The following is a 24,207-nucleotide window of genomic DNA, read 5'->3' as shown; positions in this document are numbered from 1 at the left end:
CGAGGCCAGGCCGTGTGCGCTGCCGCCCCCCCCCCCCTGGGGGCCGTCCGGGCCGAGGCCCTCGGTGGCGAACTGCCCTGCCACGACGACGGTGTCCTTCGCGGGGGCCGCCGTTGGCCCCGCGCAACCGCCGAGTGCGAGCGCAGTCAGTGCGATGCTCGCCGCGGCGAGCGTCAACTTTGCGTTTCTCATCGGTTCTCCTTTTCAGTGGTGCTACTACGTACAACCGGGTGGTGCTTCTACGGAGGAGCGAACGCCCGGCGGGCGCTCGCTCGGTCGATCAGGTCGTGGGGATGAGCCAGCGCTCGTGGGCGACGAGGAACTCGCGCAGCCGCTCGAGCTCGTCGGGGGTCACGTCGACGAGCGGCGGCGCGCACCGCCGGCTCGCGAGGACGCCGCGGTCGTGCAGCACCGCCTTCACCGACGGCACCCCGGGCCGGATGCCGTGGAGCCCCGTCAGAGCGGTCGCCGACTCCTGGGCGCGATCGGCGGCGTCGGAGTCGCCCGCGACCGACGCCCTATACAGCGCGACGACGAGGGCGGGCACGAGGTTGGCGAGGCCGGGCACGATTCCCCTAGCGCCGGCGCGGAGCCCGCCGGCGAGGTTGCGCTCGTCGCCCTGGGAGATCGCGAGGTGGTCGGCGCCGTCGAGCACACTCAGCAACTCGGCGAGGACCGTCGGGTCGCCGGAGCTGTCCTTCACCCCGATCAGGCGAGGAGCGTCGAGGAGCCGGGTGAGAACCTCCGGCTCGAGACGGCACGCGTACTTGGGCACGTTGTAGATCGCCCACGGACGTTCGAGTCGCTCGATCGACCTCAGGTGCTGCTCGATCTCGTCGGCCCGATGCGAGAAGTAGCTCGGCGGAGCGACGAGCAGAGCGTCGGGGTCCGCGGCCGACGCCGCCTCCGCGCGACGGAGCATCTCGGTCGTGCCGGGCGCGGACACGTTGACGATCACCGCACCCCCGGGGCGCAGTTCGCGCCACGCGGCCCTGACCTCTCTCAGATATCCCGCCGTCGCATCCGGCGGGAGCAGAGCCCCTTCGCCGTTGCTCCCGAGCAGCAGGAGGCCGTCGACCTCCTCGGCTGCGAGCAGAGAGAGCAACCGGTGGGCGCCCGTAGCATCCGGCCGCCCCTCGGCATCCAGCACCGTGACGAGCGGTACCGTGACGCCGTCGAGCACGTGCGCTGTCATCAGAACCCCTTCACTTCGGGAAGATCCGGCCAGGCGAGCTCGAAGCCGTCGGCGACCAGCTCGGCCTGGAAGGCGGCCATGAGTTCCGCGTCGCCGTGCAGCGTCGCCGGATCGATGCCGAGCTCGAGGCAGTGGGCCGCGAGGGCACCCGCGGCCTCGCCGATATTCCACTCCACGGGGTGCAGCCGATAGCAGCCGTTCGTGATGTGCGTCGTGCCGATGTTCTTGCCGGCGGCGAGAAGCGTGCCCCCGTCGGCGGGGATGAGCGCACCGAGCGGGATCTGGAACGGGGTCGACGGCACGTCGATGTAGTTGTCGCCCTCGGTCGACGGGTGCAGGTCGATGCGGTACATCCCGACCCCGACGGAGTCGGCATATTCCACCGCGCCGGCGTCGCCGCGCACGGTGTAGGAGATGTCCTGCTCCACGACCGTGTAGCGCGCGCGGATGCGGCGCGACTCCCGGATGTACGGCGCCTTCGCGAAGCCGTCGTGGGTGCCCATCACGTCGCCGCGCAGGTGGAGGCCCGGCCAGCCTCGTCCGCCGTCCGCACGGGGCGCCTCCGTCTGCAGCCAGTAGAGCATCGAGAGGGAGAGGGCGCGCGCCCCCGCGAGGTGGCGCTCCCGATCCTCCTCGGGCACGTCGATGATGCTGCCGTCGAGGTAGTCGATCATCGGCCAGTTGACGACGGTCACGTCGGTGTCGATGAACCCCGGCTCGAACGTGGCCCGCGCCAGGATGCGGCGGAAGGCCCAGAGTTCCCGGTCACCCGGGTCCTTGCTCTGGTCGGCGAGCACGGGCTCTCCGATGGGCGCATTCGGAACGAAGGTGCGCTCGAGCCGCTCGAGTGTGCGCGGGTCCGGCGCCACGAAGCCCAGCATCGGCCCGTGCCAGAACTCCGGCTCGACCGAGCGCCAGTACTCGTAGTCGGCGGGCTTCTCGATCGTGTGATCGGCGCCCTCTTCGTGGCCGAGGGCGAAGACCCACGAGAACGCCTGCATGTTCTGGGGCCGCGCGCGGTCGGGCGCCGACGGCTCCCCGGTTTGCGCCCGCGACTCCGTGCCGATGACGTACGGGATGCCCGCGAGGGGCAGCAGATCTCCGAGCTCGGTCGCGTCGAGCACGTACGCGCCCACGAGGGTGCTCGCCCGGCCCTCGCGGTCGGTCACCGTGACCGACCGCACGACGCCGTCTCCGGCATCCGCGGCCGTCGGGACGACCTCGCGCAGCACCCGCAACTGACCGCTCTCCACGTAGGGGGCGACCAGCGCGTCGAGGACGGCGGCCGCGACCGTGGGCTCGTGGCACAACTTGCTCACCTTGCCCAGACCGGGGTTGAGGTACGGGTCCGCGCGGGCCGCCTCCGTGAGGGGGTAGTGCGCGCGGTAGTACTCGCGGATGCTCTCGCGCAGCCCCCGGTACGACCGGGTCGCGCCGAACCGCTCGATCCACGGGTGCTCGTCGGGCGGAACGCCCTGCGACGTGAGCTGCCCGCCGAGCCAGTCCGTCTCCTCGGTGAGGAGCACCGATCGGCCGCGCCGGAGCGCCGCGAGCGCCGCGGCGACCCCGCCCAGACCCCCGCCGACGACGACGAGATCCGCGGCGGCCCCGTGCGGGGTGTCGGTCACCCGTGTGGTCATACTGTCGTGTCTCCGCTCGTCGAGTCGTCGTGGGCCAGATCGAGCGCGGCATCGAGCAGCTCTCGCGTGTAGGGGTCGGCGGGCGCCGAGAAGACCTGCTCGGTGGCACCCTGCTCGACGATCTCGCCCCGGCGCATGACGGCAACCGAGTCGGCGATCTGGCGCACGACCCCCAGGTCGTGGGTGATGAAGAGCATCGAGATGCCGAGGTCGTGCTTGAGGCCGACGAGCAGTCGGAGGATCTGCGCCTACACCGATACGTCGAGAGCCGAGACCGCCTCGTCGCAGACGAGCAGCCGCGGACGCTGCGCGATCGCGCGGGCGATCGAGACACGCTGACACTGTCCTCCCGAGAGCTGTCCGGCGCGGCGGGTGAGCACGGCCTCCGACAGGCCGACCGTGTCCAGCAGCTCGGCCGCCGCAGCGCGCCGATCCCCGACGGGCGCGACGGAGGGGTGCGTGCGCCAGGTCTCGTCGAGGATCGCGGCCACCGTCATCCGCGGGTTGAGCGACGTGCGCGGGTCCTGGAAGACGATGGGGATCTGCCGCCGGAGGTCGTGAGGGCGGTGCACTCCGAGCCGGGTCCGCTCCGGGCCGAACAGCAGCTCGCCGTCGGCGCGCACGAGTCCCACGACGGCACGCGCCACGGTCGTCTTGCCCGAGCCCGACTCGCCGACGAGCGCGAGGGTCTCGCCCGCGAGGATCGAGAACGAGGCATCGCGGACGATGCGGTCGTCGGTCTTGCGCCGACGACGGTAGGAGATGTTGAGGTGGCGGGCTTCGAGCAGCACGTCAGGCATCGAGCAGCTCCTCGGCGAAGTGACACGCGGTACGGCGGCCGGGCACGAGCTCGCGCACCTCTGGCACCTCGCGCCTGCAGAGCTCGCGCGCCATCGGGCACCGTGGGTGGAAGGCGCAGCCCGGCGGTCGAGACGCCGGACTGGCCGCCGTTCCGGGGATGGGCTCGGCGATCGCCGACGCGGAGGCGACGCTCGGCACACTGCGGGCGAGAGCCTGCGTGTACGGATGCAGGGGGCGCGCGAGCACCTCTCGAGTCGGCCCGGCTTCCGCGACGCGCCCGGCGTACAGGACGACCAGGTCGTGGGCGACGTGCGAGACCACACGGAGGTCGTGGCTGATGAACAGCATCGCCACCCCCGACTGACGCTGCATCTCGGCGAGCAGGTCGAGCACGCGCTTCTGCACCGTGACGTCGAGGGCGGTCGTGGGCTCGTCGGCGATGATGAGCCGCGGTTCGCCCGAGAGCGCCATCGCGATCACCGCGCGCTGACGGAGGCCGCCGGAGAGCTCGTGAGGAAACGCGCGGGCGCGCTCGACGGGCCGAGGGATGCCGACCCGCTCGAGCAGCTGCAACACTGCGTCGCGCAGGCGAGGACCACGGAGACCCTCGCGTCGCAGGAGCTCACCGACCTGGCGCCCGATGCGCTGGCTGGGGTTGAGGGCCGCGAGCGGATCCTGGAAGACCATCGCGATCCCTCGGCCGCGCAGGGCCCGGCGTCGGCGCTCGGGAATCGCGAGCAACTCGACCTCCTCGAAGGAGATCGAGCCGGTCGCCGACATGGCGTCGGGCAGCAGCCCGATGACGGCGCTGCCGAGGATCGACTTGCCACTCCCCGACTCGCCGATCAGCGCTGTCGTGCGCGCGGCGAGTACGCGGAGGTCGACGCCGTCGATGATGTGCACCGGCTCGTCGCCGTCGAGTTGCACGACGAGGTCGCGCACGTCGAGCACGGGCGTTGCGTCGGCGGTCATCGCGCGGCTCCCTTCTGGTAACGGCTGTTGAGCTGATCGCCGAGCAGACCCGCCATGACGACCAGCGTCGCGAGCGCGATGCCGGGCAGCACCGAGATCCACCAGGCGGTGGCCAGATACGACTTGCCCGCGGCGATCGTCTGACCCCACGAGACGACGTCGTGCGGAAGCCCGATCCCGAGGAAGCTCAACCCGGCTTCGCCGAGCACGATGAGTCCGAACTCGAGGGCGACGAGGGCGACGACCGGTCCGACGACGAACGGGAGCACGTGGCGCACGAGCACCCTCGGGGTCGCGACGCCCATCACACGCGCAGCGGAGACCCACTCGCGCTCGCGGAGCGACACGGTCGAGCCGCGGGTGAGTCGCGCGAACGACACCCACCCGGCGAGAGAGAGCGCGACTACCACGACGGTGATGCTGCGCTCGAACAGCCCGGCGACGACGATCGCCAGCACGATGCTCGGGAACGCGATCAGCACGTCGACGATCCGGCTGAGCACCATGTCGGCGACGCCGCGGAAGTAGCCCGCGATGAGACCGATCGTGACACCCACGACCGCGCACACCGCGACCGTCAGCGTGCCGATGATCATCGAGGTGCGCGCGCCGTAGATCAGTTGTCCGACCATGTCGCGGCCGGTACCGTCGGTGCCCAGCAGCGCGACCTGACCAGACGAGGTGACTGCACCGGGAGGAAGCAGACGGTCGACGATGTTCGTGCGCACCGGATCGAAGCCGACTACGAGGGGGCCCAGGATCGCGACGAGTGCGTAGAGGCCGACCACGACCGCGGGAATCGCTCGCACCACCGTCGCGACGATCCGCAGACGCCCCGAGCGGGGCCGACGCACCATGACGGGGACCGTGGCGAGCACGTCGCCCGTCATGCCGGTGATCCGATCCGGATGCGCGGGTCGAGCAGGGCGTTGACGACGTCGGCGATGAGGTTGAGGGCGAGCACGAACAGAGCGATCACGAGCACCGCCGCCTGCACGACCGCGTAGTCACGGTAGGCGACCGAGTCGACGATCAGGGTGCCGAGACCGGGCCAGGCGAAGACGTTCTCGACCACCACGGCGCCGCCCACGAGCGCGCCGACCTGGAGTCCGACGATCGTGACGACCGGCCCCATCGCGTTGCGGAAGGCGTGGCCGCGCAGAGCCTCGCCGCGGGAGAGGCCCTTCGCGAGGGCCGTCTGCACGTAGGGCTCCCGCATGGCCTCCGTGAGCGTCGCGCGACTGATCCTCGCGATGATCGCGGTGAACGGCATCGACAGCGTGACCGCGGGCAGGATGAGGTGGGCGAAGCTGCCGGCACCGGCGCTCGGCGTGAGCCGCAACACGAGCGCGAAGACCAGGATGAGCATGATGCCGATCCAGAAGGTCGGCATGCCCTGGAACAGGATCGAGATGACCGACACGATCCGGTCGACGACACCGTCGGGTCGGCGTGCGGCGACGTAGCTGAGGGTCAGCCCGACGACGCACGCGATCAGGGTCGCGGCGAGCGTGAGCTGCAGGGTCTCGGGCAGACGCCCGAGCACGAGCTCCATGGCGGGGCGATCACTGCGGAACGACGTGCCGAAGTCGAGCACCGCGAGCTGCCGGAAGTAGGCGACGTACTGCTCGAGGAATCCACCGTTGAGCCCGAGGCGCTCGCTCAGCGCCTCGACCTGCTCGGGGGTGGCGTCCGGCCCGAGCAGCGTCGTCGCCGGGTCCCCCGGAGCGACCCGGATGAGCACGAACATGAGGGTGGTGACACCCCAGACGACGAAGACGCCGATCGCCAGGCGCCGACCGATCATCCCGATCACGGCGCCGCCGTTCCGGGGCGGGGCGGGGCGACGGTCGAACCCGGGACGGTCTCGGCGTCGACCACCCGACGTGTCGGTGCGTCGACGCCGTCGAGGAGGCCGATGAGCATGCTCACGGCCGTGACTCCCATGAGGTGGCGCGGCACCGCGAAACGCGTCCAGTCGCGCTCCGCCGTCGTGAACGGCGGGTCGCCGAGCACGGCCACCGAGAGATCGCCCGGGATGCTCAGCCCGAGCTCCGCAGCGGTGTCGAGCAGGCTCGCGACGTTGGAGTCGTCGTCGCCGGGTTCGACCAGGACCGCGGTGATCCCGCGCTCGGTGACCCAGCGCCGGAGCTCTTCGCGCGTGAGGGGGGCTCCGTGCTTCACGGACTCGGCACGCAGGCCCGCGGAATCCACACCTCGCCAGTAGCCCTCGAGGCGGTCCTCTGTCTGTTCGCCGCCCCCGGGCTCGCCGATGTAGCCGAGGCGGCGGTGCCCGGCTTCCGCCATGTGGGCCACGAGCGCGGCAGTCGCGCTCGCGTAATCGACGGCGACATAGGGCAGCTCGAACTCCGCGCTCTCGCGACGGCCGATCAGCACGCACGGGAACTCGTTGCCGGCGAGCTCGGCGAGCACCGCCGAGTCGACGTGGCGTCCGACGAGGATGCCGCCGTCGGCGACCAGCAGCCGGCGCACCGCAGCGTTGGCGCTGTAGTCGCCACGGGCGTTTCGCGACGCGGCGGTCGGGCTCAGCAGCATGAGGTCGTAGCCCTGGCGGGACGCCTCGCTCTCGACGCCCAGGAGGAAGTCGAAGTAGAAGTCCTGACGGTCGGCCGGGAAGATGTCCTCGAAGGTGTGGAATCCGAGCAGGAAGCTGCGGCCCCCGACGAGCCGCTGCGCGGCGGCGTTCGGCGAGTACCCGAGGTCGTTGGCCGCGGCGATGACCCGCTCGCGTGTGGTCTCTGGGATGCGATTCACCGGTTTGCTGGGATCGCGCAGGACGCTCGAGACGGTGGCCTGGGAGACGCCCGCGGCACGTGCCACGTCGATCTGCGTGGGACGCCGAGGGCGTGACGGGGCGGGGGCCATCGCGGTCTCCTCATCGAGCAAGGTGTTGCGGGTCGGGTGGTGTTACGTAATAGTGCTAATACGTAGTTGCACGTTAGCCAGCCGCGGAACCGACGTCAAGTCGGATCGCAGGAAGCCCGAGTCGCCATGAATCAGGATGTCCCGCCGCTGAGGACGCCGCCCCAGCAGGGGCGCCTCTCTCAGTTCGACGCGCTGCCTCGGCGCCGCGCCGACCTCCTGCTGCTCGGAGACAGTCTCACCGAGCACGGCCTGTGGAGCGAGTGGCTGCCCGAACTCGCGGTCGTCAATCGCGGCGTCGGCGGAGACACCGTGCCCGGGGTGGCCGCACGCGCCGACGGGTTGCCGGACGCGGCCGCGGTCTCGGTGCTCGTCGGCACCAACGACCTGGGCCGTGGGACCTACCCCGCCGTCGTCGCCTCGGGGTTCCGACGACTGGTCGAGACTCTGCGCGACGGGCTGCCGCACGCCCGGCTGATCGTGACGTCGATCCCGCCGCGCACTCGCGAGTACAGGGACAGGATCCTGAGGCTCAACCTCGACTACCTCGGCATCGCCGAGGAGAACGGTGCGGAGTGGATCGACCTCTGGCCCGCCCTGGCCGACGACGACGGCGCACTCGCTCCCAGCTTCACCTACGACGGACTGCACTTCACCGGGGCCGCCTACCGCGAGTGGGCGGAGGCTCTCACGTCACTTCTCCGGAAGGACCCGCCGCGGTGATCCTCGACGCGTTCCGCCTCGACGGAAGAGTCGCCCTCGTCACCGGTTCGAGCCGCGGACTCGGCCGAGGAGCCGCCGTCGCGCTAGCCGAGGCGGGTGCCGACGTGGCACTTCTCGATCGGGGCGACGCCTCCGTGACCGCCAATCTGGTGAAGGGGACGGGACGCCGCGTGCTCAGGTTGCAGCGCGACCTGCTCGACGCGACTCCCGCCGAGCTGTCGCGCGCCGTCGCCGACGTAATCGACGGCCTCGGGCGACTCGACATCCTCGTGAACAACGCCGGGACGATCCGCCGCGCGCCGGCCGTCTCGCACGCCGAACGGGACTGGGACGAGGTGCTCACGATCAACCTCGATGCCGTGTTCCACCTCTCGAAGGCCGCGGGACGCCACATGCTCGAACGTGGCCACGGTCGCATCCTCAACGTGGCGTCCATGCTGTCGTTCCAAGGCGGCATCCTCGTGCCCGGCTACGCCGCCTCGAAACACGCGGTCGTCGGGCTGACGAAGGCTCTGGCCAACGAGTGGGCGTCGGGCGGGGTGACTGTCAACGCGATCGCGCCGGGCTACATGTCCACCGACAACACCGCGCCGCTGAGGGCCGACGCCGACCGCGCGGCCACGATCGTCGCGCGCATCCCCTCCGGCAGGTGGGGCGAGGCGTCCGACCTGCAGGGCGCCGTGGTCTTCCTCGCTTCCGATGCCGCCGCCTACGTCACGGGGGTCACCCTCCCCGTCGACGGCGGTTGGCTCGTCCGCTGACACCACCCGAACCCCAGAGGAGGTACCGTGAGCCACATCCCGCAGCGCCGTGCGACCCACCCCGACCAGATCCCCGGGATGTCGACCCGTGAACTGCGCGACCACTATCTGGTGACAGAGCTCTTCGTTCCGGGCGAGCTCAGACTGGTCTACTCCCATGACGACCGCATTGTGCTCGGCGGTGCGGTGCCCAACGGGTCGGCGCTCGAACTCGTCGGCGGCCCGGAGGTCGGCGGATCCGTATTCCTCGAGCATCGCGAGCTCGGCATCGTCAACGTCGGTGCCGCCGGTTCGGTGGTCGCCGATGGCGAGCGGCACTCGCTCTCACGCGGCGCGTGCCTCTATCTCGGACGCGGGGTCGAGCGTGTGATCTTCGAGGATGGGGCCAGCGGGCCGGCAGATCCTCGACGCGGCTCGGGCGCGCAGTTCTACCTCTTCTCCGCGGTCGCGACGAGTACGCATCCCACCGCGCTCGTCGCGCCCGGCGAGGGCACGGTACGCGAACTCGGCGACGACCTCACGTCGAATCGGCGAACGCTTCGGCAGTACATCCACGAGGACGGTGTGCGCAGCTCCCAGATCGTGATGGGGGTGACCGAACTGCACGCCGGATCGACCTGGAACACCATGCCGGCGCACACTCACGATCGGCGCACGGAGTGCTACCTGTACTTCGACGTCCCCGAGGACGCGCGCGTCATCCACCTGATGGGACAACCCCACGAGACCCGGCACCTCGTGGTCGCCGATCGGCAGGCGGTCATCTCACCCGCGTGGTCCCTGCACTCGGGCGTGGGAACCGCGTCCTACTCGTTCGTCTGGGCGATGGCGGGCGAGAACCAGGCGTTCGGCGACATGGACCCCGTCCCGGTGACCGAGATGCGCTGACGTCCCGGCACCGCTACTCCTCGCCGTCGAACAGGCCGCCGTCGAGCAGCCAGTTGTACCGCAGCCGAAGCGCGCGCTCGGTGCTCGCGACGAGCGTGCCGACGACGAGCGCGATGTTGAGCTCGACGGGGAGCCGGATCGGCGAGACGAAGGTGCCGACCCGCTCGGCGATCGGCGGGATGAGAGTGAGCTGCTCGAGCAGCTGCGGCACTCCGAAGATCACGCCGACGATGAGCACGAGCACCGAGAACACGCCGATCAGCCGGCTGAGCACCGGGTGGTCACGGTCGAGGCTCGCGCGGCGTCCCTCCGCGGAGGCCGGGTCGGGCGAGAGCTGGCGCCGCACGCCGTCGGGTCCGACGAAATGGCAGCGTTTGAGGCCGTAGCCGCTCGCCGCGACCTCGATGGCGCCGCCGGGCACGGCGAAGGTCGCCGGGAGCTTGGATGCGGCGTGGTGCAGACCGTCGAGGTAGAGGTGAGCTCGCACCTCGCCGTCGGCGTCGCCACCGTGGCGCACGTCGACGGACCAGGTGTGGCGGATGCCGTCGTCACCGGGTAGGCGGAGGTGGAACAGCGACCGCGAGAACGGCTGCCACCACCGGTAGCGCGGCAGCGGCCGACCGTCGCCCGGCGTGACCTTGCGTCGACGTCCCCACCCCGAAGCCACCCGTCCACCCTATAAACGGTGATCGGGTGACCGCCGGGTGCTAGGTGTTCGTCAGCCCCGTGAGCAGCAACGTCACGACCCCGATCCCGACCTGCAGCGTCAGGATGAGCAGCGGGAGCTTGATGGCATCCAGGGTCTTCGCCCGCCGGTAGAGGATCGCGAGCACCACGATGATGACGACGATCAGCAGGCCGACGACGACGAACGACGAGACGAGGATCTCGCGCAGGTAGGCGAGGTCGGCCGAGGTGTCGACGTCGGCCGGGTTCACGGTGTCGAGGATCGCCTCCACGACGCGGCCGACGAAGATCGGCAAGGCGATCACGAGCGAGCTGAGCACGATCGCGGCGGCGTACAGCGAGGACTTCTTCGGAGCGGTGTTCGGGGCGGTGGTGACATCGGACACGAGAACCTCCTGGGTTGACGCGAAACTATCCAGCCTGCTGGGCAGCGGGCACCCCCTTGCGTTCTGTCGCACTCCCGTGCTGGGTGGCGAACCCGAGCACCGTCCAGACGGCGAGCACGACGGTGATGACCAGCCGCTGCACGAGTCCGGCGTATCCGACGTTGTCGCCGGCCGAGTAGGGGTCGAAGATCGCCATGAACCACGCGAACAACGCGATCACGAGCGGCCCGGTGGCGAGCAGCAGGATGCCGAGCCGCGGGCGTGCACGGCGCAGTGCGAGGCCGAGCAGCACGAATCCGATGCCCGCCGCCGGGATCGCGAGCAGGAACCCGACGAGGTGCAGCAGAACGGACTCGAGGGTGAACACCCCGTCGACGATCATCCCGACACCGGTGAGGGCGCTGACGACGAGGCCGGCCGTCGCGAGCCGCGTGCGGGGGAGCAGGCGCCGCACCCCCACCGCTCCCCCGAGGATCAGGACACCGCCGACGATGAACGCGGCGTTCATCCAGGGTCCCGTCACGCCGAGACCGAGGCCGCTGACGGGCTGGCTCACCGGCGAGTACGGCTCGATCACGAGGTCGAAGAGTCGGTAACCCGGGCTGATCGCCCCGAGCACGATCCAGGCGAGCGTGAAGACGGCGGCGCCGAGCGGGGCGAGGAGGGGAAGTCGGGGCATCGGAGTATCCTTGGAAGAACGAGACTCTCGTTTGTAGAGTCTCTCGGTTTTAGAGAGATTACATGTCCGACGCCGCCGAGCGCAACGCCGCGGCCATGCGCGAGTTCATGGCGCGTGCCGTGCTGTTCCAAGACGCGGTCGCGCGGTCGGGCGGGCTCAACGGCAGCGACCTCCAGGCCGTCAGCATCCTGATGAGCGAAGGGCCCGCGACCCCCGGCGAGCTCGCCGACCGCACCGGGCTCACCGCCGGCGGCTCGATCACCGCGCTGGTCGATCGACTCGAGCGTGCCGGCTACGTGCGTCGAGAGCGGGATGCCGCCGACCGACGACGAGTGCTCGTCACCGCCGTGCCGGAGAAGGTGTTCGAGAAGGTCGGACCCGTCTACGGCCGCATCGCCGAGCGCTGGACCGAATACCTCGACACACTCACCGCCGATCAGATCGAGTTCGCCACCGACCTGCTGACGCGCGCCGCCGAGATCAATCGCGACGAGATCGAGCGACTCCGGAACGGCTGAGCCGCACCCGCACCGCGAGCGCCGCGCACACGATGACGACGAGCCCGCCGAGCAGCAGCGGCAGGGTGAGCTCCTCCCGGAGCAAGAGCCCGGCCCAGAGCAGCGACAGCACCGGCTGCACGAGCTGCACCTGCGAGACCCGCGCGATCGGTCCGATGGCGAGACCGCGGTACCAGGCGAAGAAGCCGAGGAACATCGAGACCGCCGCGAGGTACGCGAAGGATGCCCACTCGACCCCGTCGGCGGCGGGCGGCTGCTGCACCCACGAGACCGCGGTGCCGACGGTCATGACCGGGGCGGCCAGCACGAGCGCCCACGAGATGGTCTGCCAGGAGCCGAGTTCCCGCGAGAGCAGGGCACCCTCGGCGTACCCGATCGCGGCCGCGAGGACCGCGCCGAAGAACAGCAGGTCGGTCCAGACGGGTGCGGCGAAACCTCCGCCCTGCAGCGAGGCGAAGGCGAGCGCGGCGACGGCGCCGAGCACCGCGAAGATCCAGAACGGCAGCGGCGGACGCTCCTTCGCCCGCAGCACGGCGACGACGGCCGTCGCGGCCGGCAGCAGGGCGATCACGACGGCGCCGTGCGACGCGGATGCCGCGGTGAGCGCATAGGACGTGAGCAGCGGGAAGCCGGCCACCACTCCCCCGGCGACGACCGCGAGCCGCAGCCACTGCATCCCACGCGGGAACCGCTGCCGGGTGAGGGCGAGCACGAGGGCGGCGAGCACCGCCGCGATGACGGCACGGCCGCAGCCGATGAAGAGCGGCGACAGCCCGCCCACCGCGACGCGCGTGAGCGGCAGCGTGAACGAGAAGGCGAGCACACCCACGAAGCCCCAGACGAGACCGGAGCGGGCGGAGGGCATTCCCCGACGCTAGAGCCCACCCGCGACATGCGGCACGGCCGATCGTGCATGCGTGGACCCGCCGAGGAAGGCGGCGACCTCGTCGACGACGGCAGCTGCACCGAGGATGCGGTTGTGCCCGAGCCCCTCGGGCGCGACGAGCCGTACCGGGCCGGTGTGGGCATCCCGGATCTGCTCCGACTGGTGGAAGCCGACGCGCGGGTCGCCGAGGTCGTGCACGAGCAGCACCTCGGTCGAGGTGTCGGCCGGGTCGAGCTCGGCGGTGAAGCGCCGCCAGACGTCGGCGACGCCGGCGAAGAAGCGACGCTCGATGCGGCGGCGCAGTCCGCGTTTTGCCCGAGCGCCGAGTCCGGCCTCGCGACAGAACTGCTCCACGATCTCGTCGGCGTCGTGGATGCCCGCGATGCCGACGAGCCGGTCGACCGCGACTCCTTCCCGCGCCGCGAGGAAGGAGGAGAGCACGCCGAACGAGTGGGCGACGATCGCGGTCGCGCCGCCGTGCCGGGCCGCGAGCAGTCGGAGGATGCGCGCGAACTCGAGGATCGACGTGCGGTTCCCGGGGGTGTCGCCGTGGCCCGGAGCGTCGAACGCGACGATCGTGCGACCCGGGCTCTCGAGCGCCTCGATGAGCGCGCCGAACCGGGAGGCGCGGCTGCGCCAGCCGTGCACGAACAGCACGACCTCGGGTCCATCACCCCAGGTGTAGGTGGCGACGGGCGTGCCGTCGAGGTCGAGGATGCCGCGCTCGGCGCGGGCGTGCACGGCGGCGTCGCGGGGGTGGACGCTCTCGGGGCGACCGACGCTGCGCCAGAGGCGGAAGCCGATCTCGGCTGCGACGGGCGGAGCCACGACGCTCAGGCCGACGAGGGTGGTGCGCACGGCGCGGGCGGCGAGGGTCATGGCGACTCCGATCAACTAGGCGTACGATCGTTCGTATTCAATACGATCGTTCGTGCTGATGCAAGAACGAGAGGAAGATGACTGCCGTGACCACGACCGACGGCCGCCGGGTGCGGGGCGACACCTCCCGGTCTGCCGTGCTCGCCGCCGCCGTCGACAGGGCCAGCGTCGAAGGTCTCGACGGCCTCTCGATCGGCGGCCTCGCGACGACCGTCTCGATGAGCAAGGGCGGCATCGCCGGGCTCTTCGGATCGAAGCAAGACCTCCAGCTCGCCGTCGTCGCGACCGCGGCCGAGATCTTCCAGGACCACGTCATCCGCCCCGCGCTGACCGCCCCGGCGGGACTCGAGCGGCTGCGAGCGCTCGTCGCGGCGTTCCTCGACTACAGCGAGAGCCGGGTGTTCTCGGGCGGGTGCTTCTTCGCCGCCGTCACCGCCGAGTACCGCGCGAAGCCCGGTCCCGTGCGGGACGCCATCGCCGCGCAGATGCGGCGCTGGGGCGACTTCCTCACCGGGGCGGTCGCCCGCGCGATCGCGGCAGGTGACCTCCCGGAGTCGACGGATGCCGCCCAGCTCGCGTTCGAGATCCAGGCGCTGCTCGACGCCGCCAACGATGCGTCGCTCCTCCACGACAGTGCCGAGCCCTACATCCGCACACGAATCGCAGTCGATGCGCTGCTCGCACCCAGGAACGTCCTGTAGTTTCAAGACATCTGGAGCGTTCCGCTCACCTCGCCGGCTGGGAAGTCGTACCGAATCCCGAAGGCCCCTCGTGACCCTCGCAACCTCTTCGAGCGGCATCCGTTCGACCACGCCCCGCACCGCTAGCCCGAGCGGCTTCGCGCCGCTTCTCGGACGCGTCAAGGACGCGGGGCTCCTGCGCCGCAGCCAGGTGTTCTACCTCTCGCTGCTGACCACGCTCGTGCTCGCGCTCGGCGGGGCGATCACCGGGTTCATCCTGCTCGGCGACTCGTGGTTCCAGCTGCTCATCGCGGGCGCGCTCGGCCTGATCTTCACCCAGTTCGCGTTCCTCGGGCACGAGGCCTCGCACCGTCAGATCTTCACCTCCGGCAAGGCCAACGACCGCATGGGCCGCGCGCTCGCGTCGGGCGTCGTCGGACTCTCCTACTCGTGGTGGATGAACAAGCACACGCGCCACCACGGCAACCCGAACGTCGTCGGCAAAGACCCCGACCTCGACATCGACACCGTCTCGTTCGTCGACACCGACGCCGCCTCGGCCCGCGGCCTGCGTGCGCTGATCACGCGCCACCAGGGGAAGCTGTTCTTCCCGCTGCTCGCGTTCGAGGGCATCAACCTGCACGTGAAGTCGTTCATCCACGCGTTCGGCAAGGGCAAGGTCGACAACCGCACGATGGAGATCATCCTGCTCGTCACCCGCATGGCGGTCGTGCTCATCCCGATCTTCCTCGTGCTCCCGCTCGGCATGGCGTTCGCCTTCGTCGGAGTGCAGCTCGTCGTCTTCGGTGCCTACATGGGCCTGTCGTTCGCCCCGAACCACATCGGCATGACGATGTTCGCCCTCGACGCCAAGCCCGACTTCCTGCGCAAGCAGATCCTCTCGTCGCGCAACATCCGCGGCGGCTGGGGCATGACCATCCTCATGGGCGGACTCAACTTCCAGATCGAGCACCACCTCTTCCCGAGCATGGCCCGCCCGCACCTGTTCGCGGCGCGGAAGCTCGTGAAAGAGGCGAGCCTCCGTGAAGGCATCGTGTACACCGAGACGACGATCGTCGAGGCCTACCGAGTGGTGCTGCGGTACATGAAGACCGTCGGGCACAGCGCTCCGCGCGTCTTCGAGTGCCCGATCGTCTACCAGTACGGCCGCGTGTGAGTCCGGTGGCGCGATAGCGTCGTGGGAGGTGCGCCCGCGCGCATCCCTCAGCTGATCCGGAGCTCCACCATGTCCCACCCCCTCGACGCCAGCCTCCTCCCCGTTTTCGAGGAGGTGATCCAGCGGAACCCCGGTGAGGGCGAGTTCCACCAGGCGGTGCGCGAGGTCTTCGAGAGCCTCGCCCCGGTCGTGGGCAAGCATCCCGAGTACGCCGACGCCGAGATCATCCGTCGGCTGTGCGAGCCGGAGCGCCAGGTGATCTTCCGGGTGCCGTGGACCGACGACGCCGGACGGGTGCAGCTCAACCGCGGATTCCGGGTCGAGTTCAACTCCGCCCTCGGGCCGTACAAGGGCGGCCTGCGCTTCCACCCGAGCGTGAACCTGGGGATCGTGAAGTTCCTCGGCTTCGAGCAGATCTTCAAGAACTCCCTCACCGGCATGCCGATCGGCGGAGGCAAGGGCGGTTCCGACTTCGACCCCAAAGGCAAGTCGGACGCCGAGGTCATGCGCTTCTGCCAGTCGCTCATGACCGAGCTGTACCGGCACATCGGCGAGTACACCGACGTGCCGGCGGGCGACATCGGCGTCGGGCGGCGCGAGATCGGGTACCTGTTCGGTCAGTACAAGCGCATCACCAACCGGTACGAGTCGGGGGTGCTCACGGGCAAGGGCCTCACGTGGGGCGGCTCGCAGGTGCGCACCGAGGCCACCGGCTACGGCACGGTGTTCTTCGTCGATTCGATGCTGCGCACGGAAGGGCGCTCGATCGAGGGCTCACGGGTGATCGTGTCGGGATCGGGCAACGTCGCGATCTACGCGATCGAGAAGGTGCACGCCCTCGGTGGTCGCGTCGTCGCCTGCTCCGACTCGAGCGGCTACGTCGTCGACGAGGCGGGCATCGACCTCGAGCTGCTCCGCGAGATCAAGGAGGTGCGCCGCGGTCGGATCGGCGAGTACGCGGACGCCCGTCCCTCGGCGACGTTCGTCGCGAACGGCTCCATCTGGGACGTGCCGTGCGAGATCGCCCTGCCGTGCGCGACGCAGAACGAGCTCGACGCGGATGGCGCCCGCACACTCGCAGCCCACGGATGCCGGATCGTCGCAGAAGGCGCCAACATGCCGACCACTCCCGAAGCGACGCGACTGCTCGCCGAAGCGGGGGTGCGCTTCGCCCCCGGCAAGGCCGTCAACGCGGGCGGCGTGGCGACGAGTGCCCTCGAGATGCAGCAGAACGCCTCCCGCGACTCGTGGGACTTCGCACACACCGAGCAGCGACTGTCGGAGATCATGCGATCGATCCACGACCGCTGCCTCGAGACGGCCGACGCCTACGGTTCGCCCGGCGACTACGTGGCAGGGGCGAACATCGCCGGGTTCATCCGGGTCGCCGACGCGATGCTCGCCCTCGGGGTGGTCTGACGCCGACCGGTCAGTCGAGAGTGGCGACGAACCGGCGGATGCGTTCGGCCAGCGCGTCGGGAACCTCGGCCGCCGTGAAGTGCCCGCCCTCGTCGAGCCGCTCGAACACACGCAGGTCGCGGTAGAACTCGCGCGCGAGCGACTCCGGGTAGTCGGCCTCGTGCCGCTGCACGAACACCGCCGCCGACACCTCGACCGGCGGGATCGGCGCCGGATCGTCGGCGCCCTCGTAGTACGGGCGGAACGACGTGCCGATCGACTGCGTCACCCAATAGATCGTCGCCTCGGTGAGGATCGTCTCCCGGGTCACGGCGCCGGGCCGGTCGCTCCACTCGATCAGCTTCTCGGCGAGCCACGCGAGCAGCCCGACCGGTGAGTCGTTGAGCGCCGCGGCGAGCGTGTCGGGTCGCGTCGCCTGCACGTGCCCGTACGCCCCGTGCTCGTCGTGGTCGTCGGCGATCCGGGCGAAGAAGGCGACCTCGTCGGGCGCCACGAGGTGCTCCCGCTCGGCCTTCGTCGGAAAGTGAGCGTGCGTCGCGACGATGCCGCGCACGGCATCCGGATGCGTCGCCGCGATGAGATCGCTCACGTTCGCCGACACGTCTTCGCCGTAGGTGACGTAGCGGTCGTAACCGAGCACGTCGGTCATGAGGGCGTGCATCGTGTCGGCGAGGAAGCGCTCCGAGAGTGGCTCGTCGGCAGCGGGCGAGAAGGCGAAGCCCGGGAAGCTCGGCACGACGACGTGGACGTCCGGTAGCGCGTCGGCGAGGGCGAGCTGCAGCGCGAAGGTGTGCGGCCAGCCGTGCATGACGAGCAGCGCAGGAGCGTCGGGGTGCGCCGATCGGAGATGAGCGAAGTGGATGTCGGCGCCCCCGACCCGCGCTCGGAACTGGGGATGGTCGTTGAGCCACCGCTCGCGGGAACGCCAGTCGAACTCGATCCACCCGTCGACGAGTTCGCGCAGCAGGGTGGCCGACATTCCGGACGCCATCCGGCGCGGTGAGTCGTCGAGCAAGCGGGCGCGGCGCAGGCGATCGCGGAGGTCGTCGAGCACGTCGTCGGGCACGGCGATGCGGAAGTCGGCGGGGATGTCGCGCATGGCGCGAGGGTATGTCGAGCGGGCGACACGGCGCGTGCCGCGGGTTCAGCGCGTCCTCCACAGGCTTCCGCGCCCGGACTTCTCCTACTTTCGAAACTTTGTTCGACGCGGGAGAATGGCTCTTGAAAGGATCTCCTCATGACTCTCCCCGCAGTGACTGCCCTCTCGGAGGCGCTCGACGCCCTCCGCGAGGTCCCGCTGCGGGCCACGGATGCCAGGTCCGCCGCCGTCCTGGAATGGTCGCGGCTCGCGCTCGAGCTGCGCCGGGTCGCCGACGCGCACGTCGCGGCGTCGGCGGGAGAGATCGCTCGGCGTTCGGCCCCCGAACTCGGGCGCGAGGGCCTCGCGCGTCAAGCGGGAGCGCGCACGGTGGAAGAGTTGCTGACCATCGCCGGGATGACGGGGCGGGATGCGGCGACGGCGGTGCGCGTCGGGCGGCTGACCCAGGGCGACTCGGAGGTGCTAGCCGGGGTGGGCGAGCGTGTGCTCGACGGCACCGTGTCGGTTGCGGCGGCGGAGGCGATCCGCGTCGGCCTCTGCGGTGCGGGCGCACCGGACGAGCTCGTGGCACGTGCCGCAGAACTGCTGTGCGACGATCCGACCGCGGCCGACCCCGATCGGCTGCTGAAGCGCGCACGCGAGGTGCGCGACGAGCTCGATGAGGCGGGCATCGCCGACCGGGAGCAGGTACTCCGACGGCGGCGGTCCCTGCGGCGCATCGACTGCCGCGACGGCATGAAGCGACTCGTCTGGGACTACGACCCCGAGACGGCGGGCATCGTCGACGAGATCTACGACCGGCTCACCTCTCCGCGTCGCGGCGGTCCGCGGTTCGTCGATGCCGAGCAGGCGGCTCGGGCCGACAGCGTCGCCGCCGATCCCCGCACGACCGAGCAACTCGCCTCCGACGGGTTCGCCGAACTGCTGCGTCAGTCGGCATCGATCGACGAGAACGTGCTCCTCGGCAACGGAACGCCGTCCGTGCGGGTGATCGTGTCCGCCGAAGCGCTCGAGACCGGCACCGGCCACGGCGTCCTCGAGGGCAGCGACGAGGCGGTGTCAATCGCGACGGTCGAGCGGCTCGCCTGCTCCCACGGCGTGCAACCCGTCGTGCTCACCGCCGCGGGCCGACCCCTCGACGTCGGGCGCGAGCAGCGGCTCTTCACCGCCCGGCAACGCATCGCCCTCGCCCTCCGAGACGGCGGCTGCCTGTGGACTGGATGCGATCGACCACCCTCCTGGTGCGAGGCCCACCACATCGACGACTGGTCGTCGGGTGGGCGCACCGACATCGACCGCGGCGTGCTGCTGTGCCGCCACCATCATCTGCGGCTGCACAACGAGCACTGGAGAATCCGACTGCGAGCCGGCCAGTACTGGTTGGAACCACCACCCGGATCGGGGCGCCCCGGGGCGCTGCTCGTCACCAAATCGCGCGCGCTGCGCGAGCACCTCGCCCGCGCGACCGGATAGTCGCACGGAGCCGTGACCTGGCTTCTGGCCGCGGGTCGCGGGTCGCGGGTCGCGCTAACTGCGGTGGGCGGGCTCGCGCTTCGGGGCGGGGCTCTTGCGCGCGCCCGGCGTCACGGCGTGCGGGCGCGCACCGGGCACAGCGTGAGCCCGCTCGAGCGAAGCACCCTCGACATCGACGTTCGGCAGGATGCGGTCGAGCCACTTCGGCAGCCACCAGGCCGAGCGTCCGAGCAGGTGCATGAGCGCCGGCATGAGCAGCAGCCGCACGACGAACGCGTCGAAGAGCACGCCCACCGCCATCCCGAAGCCGAGCGGACGGATCATCGCGAGGTGGCTGAAGATGAAGCCGCCGAACACCGAGATCATGATGATCGCGGCGGCCGTGACGACGGCGCGAGCACCGCGCACGCCCGCGGTCACCGCAGCGCGCGCCGGCACCCCGTGCACGAAGGCCTCGCGCATGCCCGACGCGATGAAGAGCTGGTAGTCCATCGCGAGTCCGAAGAGCACTCCGACGAGGATCACCGGGGCGAAGTTGAGCACCGGACCAGGGTCGTGCACGCCGAACACCTCGCCGAGCCATCCCCACTGGTAGATCGCCGTCACCGCGCCGAGCGCCGCGAAGAACGAGAGCAGGAACCCGCCGGTCGCGATGAGCGGCACGAGCAGCGACCGGAACACCAGCACCATGATGAGGATCGAGAGCCCGATCACGACCGCGAGGTAGATCGGCAGCGCCTCAGCGAGAGCCGCGGAGATGTCGATGTTGCCGCTCGCCTGACCCGCGACGCCGAGCTCGATGTCACCGTTCGCGGCCGAGTCGATCGGCGAGAGCGCACGCAGCGCGGCGACGAGCTCCTCGGTCGACACGGTCGACGGCCCCTGGTCCGGGATGATCTGGAACGCGAGCAGCTCCCCGTCGTCGGCGACACCGACCGGGGCGACCGCGGCGACGTCGGGCTGCGCCATGAGGGCATCCTCGATCTCGACCTGCAGCCGCAGCACGGCGAGCTCGTCGTCGGCGTCGACCGGCGTCCCCGGCTCGGCCGTGACCACGAGGGTGCCGTTGCGACCCTCGCCAAACTCGTCGGCGACGATGTTGTACGCCTGGTACTGCGTCGAGTCCACGGCCTCGCTCGAGCCGTCGGGCAGGCCGAGGCGCAGCGAGAGCGCGGGGATGGCGGCGACGAGCAGGATGCCGATCGCGACGACCGCCGACACGATCGCCCGCCAGGTGGGCATCGCCTTCGGCGCGGCGACCGCGTGATCGGGGTGGCCGAGCTTCGCCCGGGCGCGCTTGTTCAGCACCCGCGGGCCGACGAGCGCGAGCAGCGCAGGGGTGAGGGTGATCGCGACGAGCACGGCGATGAGCACGCACACGGCGCCGACGGTTCCCATGACACCGAGGAACGGGATGCCGGTCACGTTGAGCGCGAGCAGTGCGATGAAGACGGTCGACCCGGCGAACACGACGGCGTTGCCCGCGGTGCCGTTGGCGAGCGAGATCGAGTCGCGGATGCTCTCGCGGTCGAGCTTGCCGCCCTCGCGCAGCTGCCGTCGGTGCCGGTTGATGATGAAGAGCGCGTAGTCGATGCCGACCGCGAGGCCGAGCATGACGCCGAGCACCGGGGTGACCGAGGCCATCTCGACGACGCCCGAGAACGCGAGCGAACCGGCGACGCCGACCCCGACACCGATGATCGACGACGCGAGCGGCAGCACGGCGGGCAGCAGCGCGCCGAAGACGACGACGAGCACGAGCCCGGCGATGAGCACGCCGACGATCTCGCCGACGCCGAGCAGGCCGTCGAGCGAATTGGTGAGCTCTGCCGAGAACTCGAGACTCACGCCCGGGATGTCGGCATCCTGGAGCGCGTCGGAGACGGCGATGCGGTCGGTCGGGTCGAGGTCGAAGAGGGTGGCGTCGAAGACGACCGCGCCGAGGGCGGTCGCGCCGTCGTCGGAGACCGTGACGATGCCGCTCGCATTGTCGAACAGCGTCTTCCCGAGGGTGACGAGCTCCTGCTGCGTCTCGAGTTCGGCGCGGCTCTCGTCGAGCTGCGCCTGCCCGGCGTCGAGTTGCGCCTGCTGGGCGTCGAACTGCGCGGCGAGCGCGTCGGCCATGCCGGCGGCCTCGGCCTGCGCGCGGGCGGCGTCGAGTTGCGCTTGACCCTCATCGAGCTGGGTCTGGCCCGCCTCGAGCCGCGCGCGGCCGGCATCCAGCTGCGTCTGCCCGTCCGTGAGCTGCTGGCGCTGCTCAGCCTGCTGGGCGGCGGTCACGAACGGGTCGACGACGGTCGCGACCTTGTCGAGCCCCCCGACGTCGGCGAGCGCGTCGGCGATCGCCTGGGTCTGCTCGTCGGTGAACGCCGTGCCGTCGTCGGTCTGGAACACGATCGTGCCGACCGCACCGCCGACGCCGTCGAGCTCCTCGTTGAGGCGATCGGTCACCTGCTGCGTGGGCGTGTTCGGGATGCTGAACCCGCTCGCGAGGGCTCCCCCGGCGCCGAGGTAGGCACCGCCCGCTGCGGCGAGGAGCACGACCCAGCCGAGGAGCACGAGCCAGGGTCGGCGGGTGGAGAGGCGCCCGAGTCGGGCGAGCAGTCGAGCCACGGCAAGGCCTTTCGACGGATCTGAGACGAATCTGAGAGGAGCGGATGCGGCGCACGTCGTCGGGCTGATCCGACAGTATCCGACACGTGTTGGAAAACAGACGATTGTCGGAGAACTCGCAGCAAACGGGCGATGAGCCGGACGCGCGCGCGACGCGCTGCCAGAATCGGCACGTGGACCCCCGCATCGCCCGCACTCGACGCAGCCTCCAGGAGGCGCTGTTCGAACTCGCGCGCGAACGCGGACTCGACGAGATCTCGGTCGCCGACATCGCCGAACGCGCGGGGGTGAACCGCAGCAGCTTCTACCAGCACTACTCCGACAAGGACACGCTGCTCGCCGACGCGATCGACGCCGTCGTCGAGGAGGCCGGCGCCTCGATCCCACTACAGAGCGAGATCTCGCCGGAGCCGCCCGCGATCCTCATCGAGTACCTGCGCCACGTCGAGGAGAACGCGGCCGTGTACTCCCGAGTCTTCGGCGAGCACGGCTCTCCCATCGCCCTCGCCCGACTCAGCGAACGTGTGCAGACGATCGTCATCGACGCCGTCGCCACCTCGCACGCCGACACCTTCAAGGACATCCCGCCCGACGTCCTCGCCGCCGGTCTCTCCGGCTCGGTGCTCGGAGTGCTCGGCGTCTGGCTGCAGCGCGACCCACGCCCTCCCGTCGAGACCGCCGTCGACTGGCTGTGGAAGGTGCTCCTCGGACCGCAGGCGTTCGACCGAACGCGGTAGGGATTTGTCGGGTTAGTTGCACATTGCTCCGTCCTCCGGGAGCAATGTGCACTTAAGTCGACATTCGGGAGTCGACATTCGGGAGTCGACATTCGGGAGTCGACATTCACCGGGCGCGCGAGGTCCAGCCGAGCAGCTCGTCGAGCGGCCACGTCGTGACGATGCGCTCCGGCGGAACGCCCATCCGCTCCGCCCGTTCCGCGCCGTAGTCGAGCAGCGAGAGCTGCCCGGGCGCGTGCGCATCCGAGTCGATCGAGAACAGGCACCCCGCGTCGAGGGCGACCTGGATGAGCTCGTCGGGCGGATCCTGCCGCTCGGGGCGCGAGTTGATCTCGACGGCCACCCGCTCCTCCGCGCACGCGGCGAACACCGCCGCCGCGTCGAACGTCGACCCCGGCCGCGTGCCCCGCGACCCCTCCACCAGCCGACCGGTGACGTGCCCGAGCACATCGGTGTGCGGATTCCGGATGCCCGCGAGCATCCGTTTCGTCATCTCCCGCGGGTCGGACTTGAGTTTGCTGTGCACGCTCGCGACGACCACATCCAGGAGCGCCAGCATCTCCGGCGTCTGGTCGAGCGTGCCGTCTTCGTTGATGTCGCACTCGATGCCGGTGAGGAGCCGGAAGCCGTCATCCCGGAACCCCGCGACGACCTCGAGCTGCTCGGTGAGCCGCTCCGCCGACAATCCCCGGGCGATCGTGAGCCGCGGCGAGTGGTCGGTGAGGGCGAGGTACTCGTGCCCGAGGGTGAGCGCCCCCGCGACCATGGCGTCGATCGAGGTGGTGCCGTCGCTCCACTCCGAGTGCGAGTGCAGGTCGCCGCGCAGCAGTCCGCGCAGGCGCGAGGGCTTCGGGCCGTTCCGCTCGCGCAGGTCGACGAGCCGCTCGGGCACCTCCCCCGCGAGGGCCTGCCGGACCACCGCGTACGACGAGTCGCCGACGCCCGGCACCGCCTTGAGCCGCGTCGCGTCGTTCAGGATGCCGGGGTCGAGATCCGTGATCGCCGCGGCCGCCGTGCGGAACGCCTTCGACTTGTAGCGCGACGACCGCTCCCGCTCGAGCAGGTAGGCGATCTCGGTGAGCGCGTCGACGGGATCCATCGCTCAAGTCTG

The 24,207-nt window shown here is 70.5% G+C and carries 26 protein-coding genes; 9 read left to right on the top strand and 17 right to left on the bottom strand.

The genetic code is table 11. The annotated features are described in order from the left end of the window. The 9 genes from ACO1X9_RS09265 to ACO1X9_RS09225 all read right to left on the bottom strand — a co-directional run. Window positions 1-192, bottom strand: a 192-nt coding sequence (locus ACO1X9_RS09265; RefSeq protein ID WP_486350540.1) for a hypothetical protein, incomplete at its 3' end; no start/stop codon positions are given. A gap of 88 nt (window positions 193-280) precedes the next feature. Further along, entirely contained in the window at window positions 281-1,195 is a 915-nt protein-coding gene (locus tag ACO1X9_RS09260) for a dihydrodipicolinate synthase family protein (RefSeq protein WP_486350539.1), read from the bottom strand. Beyond that, the gene (locus ACO1X9_RS09255; RefSeq protein ID WP_486350538.1) at window positions 1,195-2,823 is read right to left on the bottom strand and encodes an FAD-dependent oxidoreductase; all 1,629 of its coding nucleotides are present in this window, start codon (window positions 2,821-2,823) and stop codon (window positions 1,195-1,197) included. The genes ACO1X9_RS09260 and ACO1X9_RS09255 overlap by 1 nt, the downstream gene beginning before the upstream one ends. An 8-nt stretch (window positions 2,824-2,831) precedes the next feature. Then, window positions 2,832-3,032: a hypothetical protein gene (locus ACO1X9_RS09250; protein WP_486350537.1), complete on the bottom strand. Its 201-nt coding sequence runs from the start codon at window positions 3,030-3,032 to the stop codon at window positions 2,832-2,834. A gap of 51 nt (window positions 3,033-3,083) precedes the next feature. Further along, window positions 3,084-3,635, bottom strand: a complete 552-nt coding sequence (locus tag ACO1X9_RS09245; RefSeq protein WP_486350536.1) for an ATP-binding cassette domain-containing protein — start codon at window positions 3,633-3,635, stop codon at window positions 3,084-3,086. After that, a complete protein-coding gene (locus ACO1X9_RS09240; RefSeq protein ID WP_486350535.1) occupies window positions 3,628-4,608 on the bottom strand; it encodes an ABC transporter ATP-binding protein in 981 nt (326 codons plus the stop codon). Before ACO1X9_RS09240 ends, ACO1X9_RS09245 begins: the two co-directional genes overlap by 8 nt. Beyond that, a complete protein-coding gene (locus ACO1X9_RS09235; protein WP_486350534.1) occupies window positions 4,605-5,498 on the bottom strand; it encodes an ABC transporter permease in 894 nt (297 codons plus the stop codon). Before ACO1X9_RS09235 ends, ACO1X9_RS09240 begins: the two co-directional genes overlap by 4 nt. Continuing rightward, window positions 5,495-6,415, bottom strand: a complete 921-nt coding sequence (locus ACO1X9_RS09230; protein WP_486350541.1) for an ABC transporter permease — start codon at window positions 6,413-6,415, stop codon at window positions 5,495-5,497. Before ACO1X9_RS09230 ends, ACO1X9_RS09235 begins: the two co-directional genes overlap by 4 nt. Window positions 6,416-6,420: 5 nt before the next feature. Continuing rightward, the gene (locus ACO1X9_RS09225; protein ID WP_486350533.1) at window positions 6,421-7,494 is read right to left on the bottom strand and encodes a LacI family DNA-binding transcriptional regulator; all 1,074 of its coding nucleotides are present in this window, start codon (window positions 7,492-7,494) and stop codon (window positions 6,421-6,423) included. A 126-nt stretch (window positions 7,495-7,620) separates the two neighbouring features. Between ACO1X9_RS09225 and ACO1X9_RS09220 the strand changes: the two genes are divergently transcribed. The 3 genes from ACO1X9_RS09220 to kduI are packed head-to-tail and all read left to right on the top strand — an operon-like array spanning window position 7,621 to window position 9,863. Then, a complete protein-coding gene (locus ACO1X9_RS09220; protein ID WP_486350532.1) occupies window positions 7,621-8,214 on the top strand; it encodes a GDSL-type esterase/lipase family protein in 594 nt (197 codons plus the stop codon). Continuing rightward, the gene (kduD, locus tag ACO1X9_RS09215) at window positions 8,211-8,975 is read left to right on the top strand and encodes a 2-dehydro-3-deoxy-D-gluconate 5-dehydrogenase KduD (RefSeq protein ID WP_486350531.1); all 765 of its coding nucleotides are present in this window, start codon (window positions 8,211-8,213) and stop codon (window positions 8,973-8,975) included. The genes ACO1X9_RS09220 and kduD overlap by 4 nt, the downstream gene beginning before the upstream one ends. Before the next feature lie 27 nt (window positions 8,976-9,002). After that, window positions 9,003-9,863, top strand: coding sequence for a 5-dehydro-4-deoxy-D-glucuronate isomerase (kduI, locus tag ACO1X9_RS09210; protein WP_486350530.1), 861 nt, complete (start codon window positions 9,003-9,005; stop codon window positions 9,861-9,863). A gap of 13 nt (window positions 9,864-9,876) precedes the next feature. On the opposite strand, the gene ACO1X9_RS09205 is transcribed toward kduI, so the two are convergent. From ACO1X9_RS09205 to ACO1X9_RS09195, 3 genes are read right to left on the bottom strand one after another with little or no spacing between them, the layout of a single operon-like run. Then, a complete protein-coding gene (locus ACO1X9_RS09205) occupies window positions 9,877-10,530 on the bottom strand; it encodes a hypothetical protein (RefSeq protein ID WP_486350529.1) in 654 nt (217 codons plus the stop codon). A 40-nt stretch (window positions 10,531-10,570) separates the two neighbouring features. Next, window positions 10,571-10,936: a hypothetical protein gene (locus ACO1X9_RS09200; protein ID WP_486350528.1), complete on the bottom strand. Its 366-nt coding sequence runs from the start codon at window positions 10,934-10,936 to the stop codon at window positions 10,571-10,573. A gap of 25 nt (window positions 10,937-10,961) precedes the next feature. Next, the gene (locus ACO1X9_RS09195) at window positions 10,962-11,615 is read right to left on the bottom strand and encodes a DUF998 domain-containing protein (RefSeq protein WP_486350527.1); all 654 of its coding nucleotides are present in this window, start codon (window positions 11,613-11,615) and stop codon (window positions 10,962-10,964) included. Between the two features lie 62 nt (window positions 11,616-11,677). Between ACO1X9_RS09195 and ACO1X9_RS09190 the strand changes: the two genes are divergently transcribed. Beyond that, window positions 11,678-12,133, top strand: coding sequence for a MarR family winged helix-turn-helix transcriptional regulator (locus ACO1X9_RS09190; protein WP_486350526.1), 456 nt, complete (start codon window positions 11,678-11,680; stop codon window positions 12,131-12,133). Here the strand turns inward: ACO1X9_RS09190 and ACO1X9_RS09185 are convergent. Together ACO1X9_RS09185 and ACO1X9_RS09180 are read right to left on the bottom strand one after the other, a co-directional pair. Continuing rightward, the gene (locus ACO1X9_RS09185) at window positions 12,096-12,998 is read right to left on the bottom strand and encodes a DMT family transporter (protein WP_486350525.1); all 903 of its coding nucleotides are present in this window, start codon (window positions 12,996-12,998) and stop codon (window positions 12,096-12,098) included. The two genes, ACO1X9_RS09190 and ACO1X9_RS09185, sit on opposite strands and share 38 nt — an antisense overlap. Before the next feature lie 9 nt (window positions 12,999-13,007). Beyond that, the gene (locus tag ACO1X9_RS09180; RefSeq protein WP_486350524.1) at window positions 13,008-13,898 is read right to left on the bottom strand and encodes an alpha/beta hydrolase; all 891 of its coding nucleotides are present in this window, start codon (window positions 13,896-13,898) and stop codon (window positions 13,008-13,010) included. 77 nt (window positions 13,899-13,975) lie between these two features. Between ACO1X9_RS09180 and ACO1X9_RS09175 the strand changes: the two genes are divergently transcribed. From ACO1X9_RS09175 to gdhA, 3 genes are all read left to right on the top strand, one after another. Beyond that, a complete protein-coding gene (locus ACO1X9_RS09175; RefSeq protein WP_486350523.1) occupies window positions 13,976-14,599 on the top strand; it encodes a TetR/AcrR family transcriptional regulator in 624 nt (207 codons plus the stop codon). 70 nt (window positions 14,600-14,669) lie between these two features. Beyond that, the gene (locus tag ACO1X9_RS09170) at window positions 14,670-15,755 is read left to right on the top strand and encodes a fatty acid desaturase family protein (RefSeq protein WP_486350522.1); all 1,086 of its coding nucleotides are present in this window, start codon (window positions 14,670-14,672) and stop codon (window positions 15,753-15,755) included. Window positions 15,756-15,824: 69 nt separating this feature from the next. Then, on the top strand, window positions 15,825-17,174 hold the full coding sequence (gdhA, locus tag ACO1X9_RS09165; RefSeq protein WP_486350521.1) for an NADP-specific glutamate dehydrogenase: 1,350 nt from the start codon (window positions 15,825-15,827) through the stop codon (window positions 17,172-17,174). A 10-nt stretch (window positions 17,175-17,184) separates the two neighbouring features. On the opposite strand, the gene ACO1X9_RS09160 is transcribed toward gdhA, so the two are convergent. Next, window positions 17,185-18,273, bottom strand: coding sequence for an epoxide hydrolase family protein (locus ACO1X9_RS09160; RefSeq protein ID WP_486350520.1), 1,089 nt, complete (start codon window positions 18,271-18,273; stop codon window positions 17,185-17,187). Between the two features lie 138 nt (window positions 18,274-18,411). Between ACO1X9_RS09160 and ACO1X9_RS09155 the strand changes: the two genes are divergently transcribed. Then, complete coding sequence (locus tag ACO1X9_RS09155) at window positions 18,412-19,746, top strand: HNH endonuclease signature motif containing protein (RefSeq protein WP_486350519.1); 1,335 nt, start codon at window positions 18,412-18,414, stop codon at window positions 19,744-19,746. A gap of 54 nt (window positions 19,747-19,800) precedes the next feature. Here ACO1X9_RS09155 and ACO1X9_RS09150 read toward each other — a convergent pair whose 3' ends face one another. Next, window positions 19,801-22,359 carry an MMPL family transporter gene (locus tag ACO1X9_RS09150; protein WP_486350518.1) on the bottom strand — a complete coding sequence of 853 codons (2,559 nt, stop codon included), beginning with the start codon at window positions 22,357-22,359 and terminating at the stop codon, window positions 19,801-19,803. Window positions 22,360-22,532: 173 nt separating this feature from the next. On the opposite strand from ACO1X9_RS09150, the gene ACO1X9_RS09145 reads away from it, so the two are divergent. Beyond that, window positions 22,533-23,096 (top strand): TetR/AcrR family transcriptional regulator, encoded by a 564-nt coding sequence (locus ACO1X9_RS09145; protein WP_486350517.1) that lies wholly within the window; start codon window positions 22,533-22,535, stop codon window positions 23,094-23,096. Between the two features lie 106 nt (window positions 23,097-23,202). Here ACO1X9_RS09145 and ACO1X9_RS09140 read toward each other — a convergent pair whose 3' ends face one another. Continuing rightward, on the bottom strand, window positions 23,203-24,195 hold the full coding sequence (locus tag ACO1X9_RS09140) for a PHP domain-containing protein (RefSeq protein WP_486350516.1): 993 nt from the start codon (window positions 24,193-24,195) through the stop codon (window positions 23,203-23,205). Window positions 24,196-24,207: the final 12 nt, after the last annotated feature.

This window comes from Pseudolysinimonas sp. (assembly GCF_057350545.1).
This window is presented reverse-complemented; position numbering and strand designations above follow the sequence as displayed.